This window comes from Vibrio sp. D420a, from assembly GCF_030248625.1.
GTDB classification, from domain to species: domain Bacteria; phylum Pseudomonadota; class Gammaproteobacteria; order Enterobacterales; family Vibrionaceae; genus Vibrio; species Vibrio fortis_A.
On sequence record NZ_JAHGAN010000011.1, the window covers coordinates 17,802 to 34,780 of the forward strand.

Annotated in this window: 17 protein-coding genes; 7 read left to right on the forward strand and 10 right to left on the reverse strand. The window is 46.0% G+C overall.

What is annotated here, in order from left to right; genetic code table 11:
• Positions 1 to 33: 33 nt before the first annotated feature.
• Positions 34 to 660, reverse strand: coding sequence for a uracil phosphoribosyltransferase (gene upp, locus KI743_RS09245; protein ID WP_255230131.1), 627 nt, complete (start codon positions 658 to 660; stop codon positions 34 to 36).
• Positions 661 to 827: 167 nt separating this feature from the next.
• On the opposite strand from upp, the gene purM reads away from it, so the two are divergent.
• Both purM and purN read left to right on the forward strand, forming a co-directional pair.
• Entirely contained in the window at positions 828 to 1,868 is a 1,041-nt protein-coding gene (gene purM, locus KI743_RS09250) for a phosphoribosylformylglycinamidine cyclo-ligase (protein WP_032551727.1), read from the forward strand.
• Between the two features lie 129 nt (positions 1,869 to 1,997).
• Entirely contained in the window at positions 1,998 to 2,654 is a 657-nt protein-coding gene (gene purN / locus KI743_RS09255) for a phosphoribosylglycinamide formyltransferase (protein ID WP_032551726.1), read from the forward strand.
• A gap of 88 nt (positions 2,655 to 2,742) precedes the next feature.
• Here purN and KI743_RS09260 read toward each other — a convergent pair whose 3' ends face one another.
• A complete protein-coding gene (locus KI743_RS09260; RefSeq protein ID WP_285466106.1) occupies positions 2,743 to 3,588 on the reverse strand; it encodes a class II glutamine amidotransferase in 846 nt (281 codons plus the stop codon).
• 69 nt (positions 3,589 to 3,657) lie between these two features.
• Positions 3,658 to 4,233 (reverse strand): D-sedoheptulose 7-phosphate isomerase, encoded by a 576-nt coding sequence (gene lpcA, locus KI743_RS09265; protein WP_032551724.1) that lies wholly within the window; start codon positions 4,231 to 4,233, stop codon positions 3,658 to 3,660.
• A 326-nt stretch (positions 4,234 to 4,559) separates the two neighbouring features.
• Between lpcA and fadE the strand changes: the two genes are divergently transcribed.
• Positions 4,560 to 7,010, forward strand: a complete 2,451-nt coding sequence (gene fadE, locus KI743_RS09270) for an acyl-CoA dehydrogenase FadE (RefSeq protein ID WP_285466107.1) — start codon at positions 4,560 to 4,562, stop codon at positions 7,008 to 7,010.
• A 245-nt stretch (positions 7,011 to 7,255) separates the two neighbouring features.
• Here the strand turns inward: fadE and KI743_RS09275 are convergent, their stop codons facing one another.
• Together KI743_RS09275 and dnaQ are read right to left on the reverse strand one after the other, a co-directional pair.
• Positions 7,256 to 8,506, reverse strand: coding sequence for a TIGR03503 family protein (locus KI743_RS09275; protein WP_285466108.1), 1,251 nt, complete (start codon positions 8,504 to 8,506; stop codon positions 7,256 to 7,258).
• 9 nt (positions 8,507 to 8,515) lie between these two features.
• Positions 8,516 to 9,268, reverse strand: a complete 753-nt coding sequence (gene dnaQ / locus KI743_RS09280; RefSeq protein ID WP_285466109.1) for a DNA polymerase III subunit epsilon — start codon at positions 9,266 to 9,268, stop codon at positions 8,516 to 8,518.
• Between the two features lie 56 nt (positions 9,269 to 9,324).
• Between dnaQ and rnhA the strand changes: the two genes are divergently transcribed.
• Positions 9,325 to 9,789 (forward strand): ribonuclease HI, encoded by a 465-nt coding sequence (gene rnhA / locus KI743_RS09285; protein ID WP_285466111.1) that lies wholly within the window; start codon positions 9,325 to 9,327, stop codon positions 9,787 to 9,789.
• A gap of 101 nt (positions 9,790 to 9,890) precedes the next feature.
• Here the strand turns inward: rnhA and KI743_RS09290 are convergent, their stop codons facing one another.
• Positions 9,891 to 10,670: a class I SAM-dependent methyltransferase gene (locus KI743_RS09290; protein WP_285466112.1), complete on the reverse strand. Its 780-nt coding sequence runs from the start codon at positions 10,668 to 10,670 to the stop codon at positions 9,891 to 9,893.
• 52 nt (positions 10,671 to 10,722) lie between these two features.
• Here KI743_RS09290 and gloB point away from each other — a divergent pair, with 52 nt between their 5' ends.
• The 3 genes from gloB (at position 10,723) to KI743_RS09305 (ending at position 13,809) form a co-directional block, all read left to right on the forward strand.
• Positions 10,723 to 11,481, forward strand: coding sequence for a hydroxyacylglutathione hydrolase (gene gloB, locus KI743_RS09295; RefSeq protein WP_150869115.1), 759 nt, complete (start codon positions 10,723 to 10,725; stop codon positions 11,479 to 11,481).
• A gap of 70 nt (positions 11,482 to 11,551) precedes the next feature.
• Positions 11,552 to 13,126, forward strand: a complete 1,575-nt coding sequence (locus KI743_RS09300) for a LysM peptidoglycan-binding domain-containing protein (protein ID WP_150869116.1) — start codon at positions 11,552 to 11,554, stop codon at positions 13,124 to 13,126.
• Entirely contained in the window at positions 13,123 to 13,809 is a 687-nt protein-coding gene (locus KI743_RS09305) for a YIP1 family protein (protein WP_032551716.1), read from the forward strand. The genes KI743_RS09300 and KI743_RS09305 overlap by 4 nt, the downstream gene beginning before the upstream one ends.
• A gap of 10 nt (positions 13,810 to 13,819) precedes the next feature.
• On the opposite strand, the gene KI743_RS09310 is transcribed toward KI743_RS09305, so the two are convergent.
• From KI743_RS09310 to tilS, 4 genes are all read right to left on the reverse strand, one after another.
• Positions 13,820 to 14,662, reverse strand: coding sequence for an endonuclease/exonuclease/phosphatase family protein (locus tag KI743_RS09310; RefSeq protein ID WP_285466113.1), 843 nt, complete (start codon positions 14,660 to 14,662; stop codon positions 13,820 to 13,822).
• Positions 14,663 to 14,723: 61 nt separating this feature from the next.
• Positions 14,724 to 15,062, reverse strand: coding sequence for a nitrogen regulatory protein P-II (glnB, locus tag KI743_RS09315; protein ID WP_004738609.1), 339 nt, complete (start codon positions 15,060 to 15,062; stop codon positions 14,724 to 14,726).
• A 113-nt stretch (positions 15,063 to 15,175) separates the two neighbouring features.
• Entirely contained in the window at positions 15,176 to 15,487 is a 312-nt protein-coding gene (locus KI743_RS09320; protein ID WP_032551714.1) for a cytochrome c, read from the reverse strand.
• A gap of 59 nt (positions 15,488 to 15,546) precedes the next feature.
• Positions 15,547 to 16,881: a tRNA lysidine(34) synthetase TilS gene (gene tilS, locus KI743_RS09325; RefSeq protein WP_285466115.1), complete on the reverse strand. Its 1,335-nt coding sequence runs from the start codon at positions 16,879 to 16,881 to the stop codon at positions 15,547 to 15,549.
• Positions 16,882 to 16,979: the final 98 nt, after the last annotated feature.

The window sequence follows — 16,979 nt, forward strand, 5'->3', positions numbered from 1 at the left end:
TGGTCATAGCAAATATCGCTACAACCAATCGAATTACTTAGTACCGAAGATCTTATCGCCAGCATCACCTAGACCAGGAACAATGTAGCCCTTGTCGTTTAGCTTCTCATCGATTGCCGCAGTGTAAAGCTCTACATCTGGGTGTGCTTTCTCAAGAGCTGCAATACCTTCTGGCGCAGCAACAAGAACAAGAATCTTAAAGTGCTTACAACCCTTCTCTTTCATAAGATCGATAGTTGCGATCATTGAGCCACCCGTTGCTAGCATTGGGTCAACAACAAGAGCAATACGCTCCTCGATGTTAGACGCTAGCTTGTTGAAGTATGGCACAGGCTCAAGTGTTTCTTCATCACGGTAGATACCAACTACACTGATACGTGCGCTTGGGATATGCTCGAGTACACCATCCATCATACCAAGACCAGCACGTAGGATTGGCACAACTGTTACTTTCTTACCTTTAATTTGGTCAACTTCTACTGGACCATTCCAGCCGTTGATCTCTACACGCTCAGTTTCGAAATCTGCTGTCGCTTCATATGTTAGAAGGCTACCCACCTCTGTTGCTAGTTCACGAAAACGCTTCGTGCTGATTTCGCCTTCACGCATCAGGCCAATCTTGTGCTTAACTAGCGGGTGTTTTACTTCAACAACTTTCATTTCCAACTCCGGCAATATTTAAATAAACCCACAGATTATACATCGTTTTTATCACATTTTCAGTATGTTTATTTGGCAAAAAATTTACGCAAACGTTTGCTCTTATTTGGCAAGCCCTGTTAGAATAGCGCCGTTTTCACATCCAACTTAAGACCGAGGACTATCCCGTGAGCGGTAATAATTCTTCTCTAAGCTACAAAGACGCTGGTGTTGATATCGATGCAGGTAACGCACTAGTAGATCGTATTAAAGGTGCTGTAAAACGCACTCGTCGCCCAGAAGTAATGGGTGGCATTGGTGGCTTTGGCGCCCTATGTGAACTACCAACTAAATACAAAGAGCCCGTACTGGTTTCTGGTACAGATGGTGTAGGTACTAAACTTCGCCTTGCTTTGGATATGAAAAAACACGACACCATAGGTATCGACCTAGTGGCAATGTGTGTGAACGACCTAATCGTTCAAGGTGCAGAACCTCTATTCTTCCTAGACTACTACGCAACAGGCAAGCTAGACGTTGATACCGCAGCAGACGTAGTTTCTGGTATCGCTGAAGGTTGTGTGCAATCAGGCTGTGCGCTTATCGGTGGTGAAACTGCTGAAATGCCTGGCATGTACGAAGGCGAAGACTACGACGTAGCTGGTTTCTGTGTTGGTGTTGTTGAAAAAGCAGACATCATCGACGGCACTAAAGTTGCGGCGGGCGATGCGCTTATCGCTGTAGGCTCAAGCGGCCCACATTCAAATGGTTACTCTCTGATTCGTAAAGTACTAGAAGTATCTGGTGCAGATAAGAACGAAGAGCTAGAAGGTCGCACCATTGGTGAACACCTACTAGAACCAACTAAGATTTACATCAAGTCAGCACTTAAGATGATTGCAGAGCATGATATTCATGCTATCTCGCACATCACAGGTGGTGGTTTCTGGGAAAATATCCCACGCGTACTTCCAGAAGGTACAAAAGCAGTCATCGACGGCAACAGCTGGGAATGGCCAGCTATCTTCAACTGGCTACAAGAGAAAGGTAACGTGGAGACATTTGAAATGTACCGCACTTTCAACTGTGGTGTTGGCCTAGTCGTTGCTCTTCCAAAAGAGCAAGCTGAAGCGGCTGTTGAGCTGCTAAAAGCTGAAGGCGAGAACGCTTGGGTGATTGGTGAAATTGCACAAGCCGCTGAAGGTGAAGAGCAAGTTGAAATCAACTAAGCTTGATTGCTAGCTCGCACGATTAAGAATGAGGACTTTAGGTCCTCATTCTGCTATTTACGCCCCAGAAAACCTTAGAATATGTAGGTAAATTGTTATTTACTCTCACTCATCGCGTTTGATACCTCTATGAAAAATAATGCCCCTCAGAAAAACATCGTCGTTTTGATCTCCGGAAGCGGAAGCAACCTCCAAGCCATCCTTGATGCTTGTCAGAACCAGCACATTAATGCTTCTATCAAAGCAGTTTTCTCAAATAAAGCAGAGGCATATGGCTTAGAGCGTGCACGTACTTCAGAAGTCCCAGCACACTCTCTTGATCCAAAATCATTCGAATCAAGAGAAGCTTTCGATCGCGAACTAATGCAACAGATCGATGCCTATCAACCTGACTTAATTGTTCTCGCTGGCTATATGCGTATTCTGAGTGCTGATTTTGTTCGTCATTATTTAGGGAAAATGATCAACATTCACCCTTCACTGCTGCCGAAGTATCCAGGGCTACACACACACCAAAGAGCCATTGATGCCAAAGATAAAGAGCACGGAACCAGTGTCCACTTTGTCACGGAAGAGCTAGACGGTGGACCTGTGATCTTACAAGCTAAGGTGCCTGTTTTTGCAGAGGATGATGCAGACGAATTGGCAAGCAGAGTACTGACACAAGAGCACCAAATCTACCCATTGGTGTGTCAGTGGTTCTGTGATGATAGACTGGTAATGAAAGAGGGTTGTGCTGAACTCGATGGAAACACGCTTGGCAAGCATGGCTACGCACAAGACTAGAAACGTGCTCATAGCTAATAAAACATGCTAATTCGAATACTAAAAAGGCCGCATTGCGGCCTTTGTTATTTGGAGCTTGGTGTAATGATTACTCTAAGGGTTCGGTCGGAGCTTGGCTTGCCACCTTTTTAGGAGCGTAAGCCACATCAACCAAAGCTTGATGGTTAGACTCAATCAACTCACCGAAATGAAACAGTGCAAACTCGCCAGGTTTCATTCGCGCCCACTCTTCATTATCCGTTAATGGCTGTGTAGCGACGACACTCACCACATCATTCGGCGTGGTCTCTTCCTGAAAATTGATCTCTACATCTTCATCAATCAGGCTCGCTTTACCAAACGGGGCGCGCCGTGTGATCCAGTAAAGGTGATTGGTACAGTACGTCATCACATACTCGCCATCACTCAGCAGCATATTGAATACGCCCTTTTCACGCAGCTTGTCACAGCACTCAGCAACAAAGCGGAACATCCCCATCATATCTTGAGGAGGCTCAGGAAAACGGTCTTCTAACTGCTTTAGTAGCCAACAAAATGATAGCTCACTGTCTGTCTGACCAACCGGGCGAAAACGGCCGCTTTCAAGGTCATCATAGTCGGTTAACTGACCATTGTGAGCAAAGGTCCAGTACTTACCCCATAACTCGCGAGTAAAAGGATGAGTATTTTCTAGGTTAACACCACCACGATTTGCTTGACGGATATGACTGACAACAGCACAGCTTTTAATTGGATAGTTTTGAACCAGCTCTGCGATCTTTGACTCGCAGCTTGGATTCGGATCCTTAAAAGTACGAAAGCCTTTTCCTTCATAGAAGGTAATGCCCCAGCCGTCTCGGTGTGGGCCAGTTTTACCGCCACGTTGCATCAAGCCAGTAAAACTAAAACAAATATCCGTTGGCACATTAGCGCTCATGCCGAGCAATTCACACATGGTTAAACCTACTCCCTCTTCAACCAAACATGGAGCTCAACTTAAAGAGCTCCAATCTATTGTTACTTTTTATTCCATCTCTTTTTCAACAAGTTGAATGATGATGTGAATAATCTTGATATGAATTTCCTGGATACGGTCAGCGTAGCCAAAGTGCGGAACTCGGATTTCAATATCCGCGCAGCCTGCCATTTTACCGCCATCTTTACCCGTTAAAGCAATTGTCTTCATGCCTTTCGCTTGCGCTGCTTCAATTGCTTTCAGGATGTTTCCTGAGTTACCAGATGTTGATAGACCGAATAACACGTCACCCTTACGGCCAACCGCTTCAACGTAGCGAGAGAAAACGAAATCATAACCAAAGTCGTTGCTTACGCAAGAAAGGTGGCTTGGGTCAGAAATAGCGATGCCTGCATAACCTGGACGGTTTTCACGGTAGCGACCTGTTAGCTCTTCCGCAAAGTGCATAGCGTCACAGTGTGAACCACCGTTACCACAAGAAAGTACTTTACCCTCTTGTTTGAAAGAATCAGCAATCATCTTAGCGGCTGCTTCAATTTGCGCGATGTTGTGATCATCACTTAAAAACTTGTTCAGAACCTCAGCAGCTTCGTTTAATTCACTTTTGATTAGGTCTTGGTACATAAGGCTTATCTCTTATATGTTTGTGCGTCACTTAAGCATACGCGAAATGAGAATGGAGGTTGTTTCCCCCTTTTACTTGAGTTTACCCACAAACATTTAAGAGTGTCGACAGTTAAGCCACAAGATTGCCACCTTTATTGTTGTTCTGGTTTCAATTCGCACATTTATTCACCACACACCTCTCACAATTAGAACTTTAACTCTACAGAGATCACTTTTTGCTCAAATTAGAGTTTTACAAATATTTAATACTTTGTTTACACTTAACTGGTTAGACCTCTTACCTAAACCAAAACAATAAGTGATCTCTGAAAAGGAAATCGATCATGAACATACTGCTCTCTCTACTGTGCATGACCATCGTACTAGGTGTCTGCCTGTACCATCGAGTCACCATCACTCGTGCACTCGTGGCATTAACTGCCACTATGTTTGCTCTGACCTTCGCCGCGGATGTCGGCATGACGGGTTGGCTGAGCTACCTACTTGCTGTCGCTATTTTTGCTATTCCAGCAATTAGACAAACACTCATTAGCCAAAAAGCACTGACCGTTTTTAAGAAAGTGCTACCAGCGATGTCTCAAACAGAAAAAGAGGCACTGGAAGCGGGTACAGTTTGGTGGGAAGCAGAGCTGTTTAAAGGCAAGCCTGATTGGAAGAAGCTACAGAATATCGCAGACCCTAAACTATCCGCAGAAGAACAAGCTTTCTTAGACGGCCCAGTAAATACTGTGTGCGAGATGGTGAGTGATTACCAAGTCACTCATGAGCTTGCAGATCTGCCACCAGAAGTTTGGCAATATCTGAAAGACGAAAAATTCTTCGCGATGATCATCAAGAAGAAATACGGTGGCTTAGAGTTCTCAGCTTACGCACAATCACTGGTACTACAAAAGCTGACTGGTGTTTCTAGCGTTCTATCATCAACCGTAGGCGTGCCTAACTCTTTAGGTCCGGGGGAATTGCTACAGCACTATGGTACTGAAGAGCAAAAGAATCACTACTTACCTCGCCTAGCGGAAGGTAAAGAGATCCCTTGTTTCGCTCTGACAAGCCCAGAGGCAGGTTCAGACGCTGGCTCAATTCCTGATTACGGCATCGTATGTAAGGGAGAGTGGCAAGGTGAAGAAGTACTGGGTATGCGCCTAACATGGAACAAGCGCTACATCACTCTAGCACCTGTGGCGACGGTTCTTGGCTTAGCATTCAAACTGCGTGACCCTGACGGCTTGCTCGGTGACACACAAGACCTTGGCATTACTTGTGCACTTATCCCAACCGACCTTCCGGGTGTTGAGATTGGTAACCGTCATTTCCCGTTGAACGTTCCGTTCCAGAATGGCCCTACTCAAGCTCAAGATCTATTCGTGCCAATGGATTTCATCATCGGTGGACAGAAAATGGCAGGCCAAGGCTGGCGTATGCTGGTTGAGTGTCTTTCGGTGGGACGTGGTATCACACTACCGTCAAACTCAACAGGTGGCCTGAAAACGGCAGCTCTCGCAACCGGTGCTTATGCACGTATCCGTCGCCAATTCAAACAGCCTATCGGTCGTATGGAAGGTGTCGAAGAGCCGTTGGCACGCTTGGCGGGTAACGCCTACGTCATGGATGCGGCAAGCAATCTAACCGTTGCAGGTATCGACCTAGGTGAAAAGCCTTCGGTTATCTCAGCTATCGTTAAGTACCACTGTACTCACCGTGGCCAACGCAGCATCATTGATGCAATGGACATCGTAGGTGGTAAAGGTATCTGCTTAGGCCCATCGAACTTCTTAGCACGTGGCTATCAAGGTTCGCCAATTGCGATCACCGTAGAAGGTGCCAACATCCTAACTCGCTCTATGATCATCTATGGTCAAGGTGCTATCCGTTGTCATCCTTATGTACTGGAAGAGATGAATGCTGCCTACTCTGAAAGCAGTGATGCACTAGATAAGTTCGATAGCGCACTCGCAGGACACGTTAGCTTCACCATGAGTAACCTAGTCCGCAGCCTATGGTTTGGTTTAACTGATGGTCGCGGTTCAAGCACACCAGCAGATAAAGATACTAAGCGTTACTACCAGCAACTGAATCGCTACAGTGCCAACTTAGCACTACTGTCTGACATCTCGATGGCGGTACTGGGTGGTTCACTGAAACGTAGAGAGCGTTTATCTGCTCGTCTAGGTGACATTTTGAGTCAGCTATACCTTGGCTCAGCGACTCTAAAACGCTTTGAAAGTGAAGGAAGCAATAAAGAAGATCTGGCTTTGGTTCACTGGGGTATGCAAGACAGCCTTCGTCAAACAGAAGTTGCTATTGATGAGTTCCTAGCGAACTTCCCTAACCCAGTTGTCGGTCGTCTACTGCGCGTTATCTTGTTGCCATTTGGCCGTATTCGCCGTGCTCCAAGTGACAAGCTAGATAGCCAAGTGGCTCAAATCATCCAAACTCCAAGCGCAACTCGCTCTCGCCTTGGTCGCGGACAGTTCCTTGCACCAACTGAACACAACGCGGTCGGTAAGATTGAGCGTGCGCTAGAAGTGATTCTAGAGGCTGAGCCATTATTTGATAAAGTGTGTAAAGAAACGAGTCAGCGACGTCCATTCCTACGCTTAGACCTAGTGGCTGAGATTGGTTTAGATAAAGGTATCTTAACTAACGAAGAGGCTGCTCTACTGAAGAGTGCTGAAGAACATCGTCTGTACACCATTAACGTTGACGACTTCGCTCCTGAGGAACTAGCAGCAAAGCCTCAATACCCAGAGACATCGATTGATAACGTCGCGTAGGGTTAATGTTGCCTAGTTATAACAGTTGATATTAGAAGCAAAACGGGACTCATTGAGTCCCGTTTTTTTATACTTAATTTTGGCAAATTGAAGAGCTATCAGAGGAGGTAATAATCTGCGTTGAATCCCCCACCAGCTCAACTGGTTTGAGCGCTAACAAACAGTAACACCCAATAGCGGCAATCAAAAGATCACTACGCTATCTTGCAGTAATAACATCAAAGACAGCTTTAAGCTTGTAACGACTAAGACTTAGGTACCGATAACTGCATCTCTGGCTGTGCTTGCTTCTTGGCTCTAATTTTACGAACAACAAACCAAATCAGCAGGCCAAGTAGAATAGCCACAACATTACCAACACCGATAATGATCATGCTGCGTTGTCGCTCTTCTTCACGCTGCTTCAACAACAGCTGCTCAGCCGCAATACGTTTTTGCTCAGCTAAAGCCTCTTCCTGTAGGCGACGAGACTCCGCCAAATCAATATCTTCAACGACACTGTAGGTTTGTTGTTTAATTGGGAACATCAGCGGACGTTGGCTTGAAGCGTCCGTTGCAAATACACGTCCAGACCAAGAGTAAATTCCCAGTTCACCAACGTAAGGAACCTCCATCGAGACTTTCATACCGTCAGTCGCTGCTTGTCCTTGCTGATAAGAGACATACTCGTCTGGCGCAGTGTGCTCGACATGAGTGGCCAACGAGCTTGGTGCAATCATGCCCTGCTCGCCGGATACAATAATCGTGTGCGGTGAGCCCTCTTTGCGAGACTGGATAAATGTGGTTGAGATCGGTGACGGATAAACAAGAACTTGCTGCTCTTGAGCTCGAAGGAATACCCCGTTTCCAGATGTAATTCGAGCACGATACTTACCCGGTTCAATATCAATCGGTAACGCAACAGTGAATACGCCATCGCCCGCTTCCTCATCAAGATCTTCACCGTTATCGGCAAATTCCCCCATGACAACAGGCACAGGGCGAGCTTCTCGAACCAAAGCATCTTCGTTTTCGATATATTTAGTAAAGGTCACCTTGAGATTGACTCTATCCAAAAAATCACGAAGTACTAGAGGCTTGCCATCGGAAGTCAGACGAGCCGTGAACTTCAGAACCTCGGTTTGATAAAGTTTGTCTGGGAACTGCTTGGCATCAAGCACCAGATGAGAAAGCAACTTAATGTTGTTCTTTGGGGAGACTTTCCCTACAGCCTGCCAAGGCCCCGGCATAGGGTGATCAATCGAGACAATGTCCATTGATGACTCTTGGTACCAACGAACATTGTCTGCGTTGCGCCACGAATAGTATTTTTTACCATCCGGACGCACCAATACTACAGGTTGAGAATTGTCGGCTCGATAGATAACAAATGTAATCTGTTCAATACTTGGATCTACTCTAAAGCGGTTATCCAAGAGTCGAATTGAGGACTCTGTTGCCGCCTGTACACCGATACTAATAAGTAACAAGCAACTCCAAGCCAATGCCTTAAACATACTCTCTCCCTACTGACGCCAGAGGCAGCTTCCACTCTCCTCGACGAGATCTAAACGATTTTTATGCGCTTCTAATTCATCGGCCGTTGCACGCAAAACCTTTAGCGATTTTCGTCCACTTTCGACACGACGGATCCCTTCAGCTACACCTTCTTGCTGACCCGCATTGAATTGCAGTGAGGTTTGCCCACCTGTCATTAACAAGTAAACGTCGGCTAGGATCTCCGCATCGAGCAAAGCCCCGTGGAGCGTTCGGTGAGAGTTATCAATACCGTATCGTTCACAGAGAATATCGAGATTATTCCGCTTACCTGGGAAGATCTTCTTCGCCATAGCAAGGGTATCGGTGACCTTACAGTAATCGTCGGTCTTGCCTATACTTGGGTCGAGTCTCTCAAACTCGTAGTCCATAAAGCCGGTATCGAAGGGCGCGTTGTGCGCGACTAGTTCCGCGTCTTTGATGAATTCGAGAAACTCTTTATGAACATCTTGGTATTCAGGTTTATCAACCAAGAACTCATCGGTAATACCATGAACGCCAATCGCCTCTTCTTGAATCGCACGATCGGGCTTGATATAGACGTGGAAATGACGCCCAGTCAGTTTACGGTTAATGATCTCTACTGCACCGATCTCGACAATGCGGTGCCCTAGGTAATGCGGTCCACCCTCGGTGTTCATACCCGTGGTTTCGGTATCGAGTACAACAATACGCTTATTTTCAGCGTTTGAGTGGTGTTCAGAATTGTTACTGGTATTCATAAGGATAACTGTGTCAGACTATGCCGATAATGTGCTTGAGGTAATAGTATCAAATCATGACGAAACAAGTTGAAATTTTCACTGATGGTTCGTGTCTCGGAAATCCGGGCCCTGGCGGCTATGGGATTGTACTCCGTTATAAGCAGACTGAAAAAACTCTCGCAAAGGGCTATTCGTTAACGACGAATAACCGCATGGAGATGATGGCTGCGGTTGTCGCTCTGCAAACCTTAAAAGAGCCTTGTGCTGTTATCCTGACTACCGACAGCCAATACGTTCGTCAAGGTATCACCCAATGGATCCACAATTGGAAGAAGCGCGACTGGAAAACTGCTGATAAAAAGCCGGTAAAAAATGCCGACCTCTGGCAGCTCCTCGATAAAGAGACTGCACGTCATCAAGTAGACTGGCGCTGGGTTAAAGGCCATGCGGGTCATCGTGAGAATGAGATGTGTGATGAGCTAGCGCGCACAGCTGCAGAAAACCCGACTGAAGAAGATACGGGTTACCAAGCGAGCTAAGCTTCTTGAACAAGCTCGTTAACTCGATTAGTCGTTCATTCCAATAACATTAGCTGACCGCACGAAGATCTAACAAAACGTAAACGTAATAAAGCCGACCATCAGTCGGCTTTTTTATTGCCGTTGGATAATGAAGAAGGCTCAAGAGACGTGCTGCGAACTCCGGCTCTGAAGCTTGCACCAACAGGAGAAAAGCGTCTCTTAAGGTGCCAGTGAGGTTTAATCGGCTTAATTGGGTATGTGCGTTTACGCGCCACAATAAAGTACTGGCTACCCGCTACCGAAGCACAGCTGCCGAGGCTGTTCTCAAGCCATGTCCAAAACGCGCGATAGCGGCTCATTGGGAATAACGCATAGGTATCGCAATGAATGACTTGATAATTAAGGACGCCTAACCAATCTTTAACTCGGTTTGGCGTGTACATTCTGCCGCTCCAAGGTAGACTGTTCTTGCGCCACGGCAATAAGCTTGCGAGCCCTGTAAAGCTGAATGGATTGAACCCAGTGACAATCAGATAACCATCATCCATCATCACTCTATCGACTTCCCGCAACACCCGGTGAGGGTCATTGCTATAATCTAATTGATGACTGAGGACGACAACATCAAAGCTCTTCTCTAAAAAGGGCAAATTATAGTCATCTGCAATCACATTATGTAAAGGGTTCTGGATATCTAGATTTACTTGATGTTGAATATTGCACGTGCAGCTGGATATCTCGCAACTGAGACCGCCGAGCTTGAGCATATGATAGCCAAACAGCTTAGGGCACCATTCATCCAGACGAGTTTGAATAGACTCGCGGAGCCAAGGGCCATTGTGTAATTGTTCCCAAGTATAAGGTCGCTCAAATTTCTTACGGCTGCGTGCTGGCTTCATCAATAATCTGTCTCACTATTCTGTCGCACTAAAAGTGACTGGAGAACCAATAATGTTACATATCAAAAGCATACCTGCATTCAATGACAATTACATCTGGCTGATTGAAAATAGCGATCGTCGTTGTGCTGTTGTCGATCCTGGTGATGCGGCTCCAGTGCTTGAATACTTAGAGCGCCATGAGCTAACTTTAGATGCAATCTTAATTACGCACCACCACAACGATCACATCGGTGGCGTTCCAGAGCTAGTAAGACAATTCCCAACCATTGATGTTGTTGGCCCTAAAAACGAGCCTATCCCAACCCTAACTCATCCAGTCGACGATGGTGATCAGTTAGAACTGTTCGGCGAAGTGTTCTTAGTACTTGGCTTAAGTGGCCATACTGCAGGCCACATCGGTTATGTGGGCGACGGTAAGTTATTCTGTGGTGATGTACTCTTCTCTGCTGGTTGTGGTCGTATCATGGAAGGTACGCCAAAGCAGATGTTTGACGCCTTAAATAAGATCACTGCACTGCCTCAAGAGACTGAGGTCTACTGCGCCCATGAGTACACAGCAGCTAACATCGCGTTTGCCCTTGCGGTTGAACCTGACAATATGCAACTTCAGCAGTACCGCGACGACGTGAACCGTTTACGCGCACAAAATAAGTCGACCATTCCGACAAATTTGCGTTTAGAGAAGTGGATCAACCCATTCCTTCGCTACAGCGAACCAAGTGTAATTAAATCAGTGTCTAATCGAACTGAGCAAACGGATGCACTTTCAGTATTTACAGCGCTACGTGCGTGGAAGAACGAATTTTAACAATTAGAGACTTGTCACTCATAGGGAGTGACAAGTATTATCAGCAGCCGTTTAAAAAAAAGGCTGTAACATGCGAGTTAAGTACAGCTGGGCTTTGGTATTACTACTTTCTGGTTGCCAATTAACTCAGCCAGATAATCAAGACCAAGCTTCCGAGCAAACCAACACCTCCCCTGCAAAAGAGATTTCTCAATCAGAAGTTTCCGTATCCAAAGCAGAAAAAGAACAACCGAAAGTTGAAGCACCTGTCGTTACTCCACAAACACAACAAGATGTTTGGAAACGCATTGCGATGCAACTTGAAATGGATGTACCTAACCACAAAAAAGTCGACTATTACCGCACTTGGTATTTGAAGCACCCTAACCACCTAAAAACCGTATCGAAACGAGCTGAACCTTTCCTCTACTTGATCACAGAAAAGATTGAAGAGAAAGGCCTACCGCTTGAGCTTGCTCTACTCCCGGTCGTAGAGAGCTCATTTGACGCGTTTGCCTACTCTCATGGTAGTGCTGCCGGTTTGTGGCAATTCATCCCAGGTACCGGTAAATACTATGGTCTGGAGCAAAACTTCTGGTACGACGGCCGCCGAGATGTTGCAGCGTCAACTGATGCAGCTCTTGAGTACTTAGAATCACTAAATAAGCGCTTTGATGGTGATTGGAGCCACGCTATTGCTGCTTACAATAGCGGCGGTGGTCGCGTAAATAGCGCGATCCGCAAGAACAAGAAGTTGGGTAAGCCGACAGATTTCTTCTCTCTCGACCTTCCGAAAGAGACCAGTGGCTATGTGCCAAAACTGCTGGCTCTAGCAGATGTGATTGCCAACCAAGAAAAGTACGGCATCGATATTCCACCTATTGCCAACAAACCCGTTCTTAAGCTAGTAAACCCTCAAGAGCAGCTTGATCTGGCGATTGCGGCCAACTACGCGGGCATCCCAGTAAAAGAACTACAAAGTTACAACCCTGCTTACAACCAATGGGCAACTGCGCCGGAGAAACACCAACAACTCCTTCTTCCAATCAATTCGGTTGAACAGTTCAACAAAGAAGTGGCTGCGAACAAGGGTAAAGGCATGAAACTGGTCCGCTATAAGGTGAAATCCGGCGATAGCATCAGCGTACTTGCTCAGCGTTACAACACCACCAGCAAAGTCATTCGCAGTGCCAATGGCATGTCCAACAACAACATCCGCGTCGGTCAGCACCTAATGATCCCATCATCAACCAAAGATGACAAAGTCTATGCCCTGAGCGCCTCTAACCGCTTGGCCAGTACACAGTCGAAAAGCCGTGGCCAATACAAACTGACCCACACTGTAAAAAGTGGCGATAGCCTATGGACGATTGCACGTGCCAACAAAGTCTCTCATCAATCTCTTGCTAAATGGAACGGCATGGGGCCACGAGACACACTACGCATTGGTCAAAATCTAGTCATTTGGAAGAACAGTTCTGATGGCGCGATCATACGAACTGTCTACTACAGCGTAAAATCTGGTGACACAGTCAGCGGTATTGCATCAAAGTTCAAAGTAAAAACTTCGGATGTTGTAAAATGGAACACTTTGCAAAACAAGAAGTACTTGCAGCCAGGCCAAAAGCTCAAGCTGTATGTTGATGTAACTAAGGTAAGTGTATGAACCCGTCAAGTAACCCACTCGTAATGCTGTTGGATATTTTCCGTTCTCCAACCGCGTGTTTCCTAGCGCTGTATCAGCGAGGAGCCTGGGGGTGGCAACCCTACGTTGTCTTAATGCTCAGCCCATTTCTATTTTGGGGTGCCTATTTTTCTAACGTAGATTTCACCTGGTTAAGTGCAGAGTTGACTCGCCAACTTGCACAAACTAACCCGGATCAATTGGAGTTACTTGATAGCAATACACTGCTTGCCAGTGAAATCATCAGTGATGTCTTTGGTCGTACGCTGACTATTGCAATGTTGGCTTTCTGGTTCAACCTAGCAACCAAACCAAGCCAGCATCAACACGGCTACTGGAAATGGTTTGCTGCCTCTGCAGTGATCACCTTCCCAGCCGTGATCGGCGATATTGCTAGCTACGCAAGCCTGCTGCTTAAGCATGGTCAGGTAATGAACTACGCTGCTGACCTGAACAGCATTAATGGTCTGATTAAGCTGCCACTAACCAATGATTGGTCACAGTTTGCAAGCTCATTCCCACTGTTGCTGCCTTGGTACATCGTACTCGGTTACGCAGCGGTACTCACTTGGACTGAGTTTGAACGTGGTCAAGCACTGGTAATCTCGGCACTGCCTTGGGTCGGCTACTACCTGATCTGGGCGCTGTATATTCTAGTGTCTTAATTCAGTCTGATTACTGAACATCAAACGTAACCTGCATAGGGTTATGATCAGAAGCGTCCGATTCGGGCGCTTTTGCGTTTCTTACGGTCAGTCCGCGATAGAAGATATGGTCCAGCACTAACCCAGTCACGAACTGAGTTCGATGATCTGGTGTAAAAGTAACCTCAGCTAAACCAACCTCACTCAAAGCTTTCTGTAAAGCCTCAAAGCGGGCTTCACTCCAACTGTTAAAGTCTCCAGCAAAGATAATTGGACCACGGTACTCTCGCAATATTGATGTCAGTGCCGATAGCTGTTGTACATAGTCTTCGGTGCCCAGAGTAAAGTTGACCGCGTGAATGTTCACTACCGCAAGCTGCTCCCCATTACTCAATTGATAACGCGACCATAGTGCCGATTTCGGTAACTGTAACCAAGGCTCTTCATGAGTGTAAGCGCAAGCCTCAATAGGGAGATGTGAGGCAAGATTTAGCACCCCAGCGCTTTTATTAAATGCCTCAAAGGCGTTAACGCGATTGCTACCCCATAAGCCACTGGTGATCCAAGATTGCATCTCTTCGCTCATACTCGCCTCTTGAAGCAGTACCAACTGGCTCTCATTGGTCAATGCGTTAAGGGCAGTGCGCCAGTTATCACGATTCTGTTTGTAGATATTCCATACCGTCACGTTCAACCCATTGGTGACATCTAGCGCTTGTGGTGCTGAGTTTTGATAGCAGCTATAAACGTCATTGCTGATGGTAGGAGAATCAGTAACAAGATTGGGTTGAGTAGGAATCTTGAAAATCAATTTAAAGCTCGCAAACACAAGCGCAGAGCCAACAACAAAGCCAAGCAATATTTTCTTCAACATACACCACGCCCTAAAAAATGAAAAAGGAGCGATAATCGCTCCTTTTAGGGTAAATGTTTTTTTAAACGGCGTCTTCGTCTTCTTCGCCAGTGCGGATACGAACCACACGCTCAACGTCGGTAATGAATATCTTACCGTCGCCGATTTTACCGGTCTGTGCTGTCTCGATGATGGTATCAACACATTGATCCGCCACTTCGTCAGTCACTACGATTTCTAGTTTTACTTTTGGAAGAAAATCAACCATGTACTCTGCACCACGGTAAAGCTCAGTGTGGCCTTTTTGACGTCCAAAGCCTTTTACTTCAGATACCGTCATGCCCGTAATACCCACTTCAGCCAGTGCTTCACGTACATCATCAAGTTTGAATGGCTTGATAATGGCTTCAATCTTTTTCATGTTCATCCCTTAAACTCTACGAATAGCCCATTATCGAATAGCTATCATAAACATTCAATGAAAAAAGCCAGCGCTAACAAGCACTGGCTTAGAAATCACATTCACATGTAAAACTATTTTAGGCTTGCATAGTAAGCCGCAAGGTTCGCGATATCTGCATCGCTTAACATTGCAGCCTGAGCCTGCATCACAGCAGCAAGGCCGCCATTACGTTGCTTGTTTTTGTAAGCATTAATTGATGTAACAAGGTACTGCTCGTTTTGACCTTTCAGGTTTGGGTAACCTGGGATCACTGCAATACCGTCAGCACCGTGACAAGCTGCACACACTGCTGCTTTTGCCTGACCTGCTGCAACATCACCTGCTAGAGCATTGCCACTTAATAGTCCCAGTCCAAGGACAAATCCTACTGCTATCTTCTTCATTGCTTATTCCATTGATTATTATTGATATAAGTGCCTTTAAATTGTGCCACAAAGTTCTTTTACTTGCTCCAGACAGCTTCACAATCTTGGCCTTGGTAGCGCTTATCAACAAAAAGTCCCATCACCGCTACTACATGCTCTCCATCCATGAGTATCGGTGTTCTTCTGCGTAGCCAACTCGGTACCTTATATTCTTGGAACAGCTTTTTCATTTTTCGGCTATGCCCTCGCCCCACAGGGTGAGCCACTAAACCTTCAGGATTAAATATCACTTTTAATGGGCCAGAAGCATTGGACAATGAGAAATTGAGCGCGCCTTTTGTCTCTTTCGAATACTCGTTTCCGATGACGCTTAATGATAGGGAACCTAGACTATCGGGTAATTTCAGAGACAGCCCCACTTGTAACTCAGCTTGCCAAGATTCTAATGAAGATCGAGATTCGATAATAAACAGCTTGTTGTCAAAGCGTCGCACTTCGGCATGACCTAACACCAAAACTGGATTTGCATCTTGCTGTGCACAAGCGACCTCACTCCACAACAGTTCTAATTGCTTCTGACTTGGCATAACTAGACCATTTTCAGCGAGCCACATTCTTAATAGCCGTGCGCGCATCAAGCTTGAACACTCTGACAAGCTTTCAATTTTCAAACTATGATAATGGCCAAGTGCTTGGTTCAATTTGGGAACCAGCAATTCATCGAGCAGTAATTCTTGCTCAGCACATAATTGCGCACTGCGAGTAACCGAGTCAGGGAAAGAGGGCCAGCGCGCCACCAGCTTAGGCGTCACCTCATGACGAATGAAATTGCGGTCGAAGCGCTGATCTTGATTACTTTCATCTTCGACCCATTCAAGCCCACTTTGACTGGCAAACGCTTCTATCTCTTGACGAGAAACACCAAGCAAGGGGCGAACCAAAAATGCTTCACCCATCGGCATCACTTTTGCCATTGAAGACAGACCTTTAGGTCCACTGCCTCGCTTTAACGCAAGCAAAAACGTCTCTAGCTGATCATCTTGATGCTGCCCGGTAAGCAAAATGTCGCCCTTACTCAAGTGTGCTTTTAGCACCCCATAACGAGCATCTCGAGCAAGCTTTTCTAGGCTTTCACTGCTTGAAGTATCTAGAGAGACTCGCTCGACATAAAGCTTAACAGCTGACTCTAAACACCATTGCTGGCATTGTTCTACCCAAACATCGGCGTTGGTGCTCAAGCCATGATGAACATGAACGGCAATGCACTCAATGCCTTGCTCTTTACCATAACGAGCAGTCAACTCTAACAACACTCGTGAATCAACACCGCCACTGAATGCGATAACAATTCGATTGATAGAAGATGAATGAATTTCGAGTGCAGATGAGAACGCTTGATATAGCTGAGACATTAGAGTTTGGCGGTTGAGAGTAATGCAATAATAATAAAAAAGGGTTGGCACTGAGTCCAACCCTTTCATTCAAACGTTTAGAGCCTGCTTTATTACAG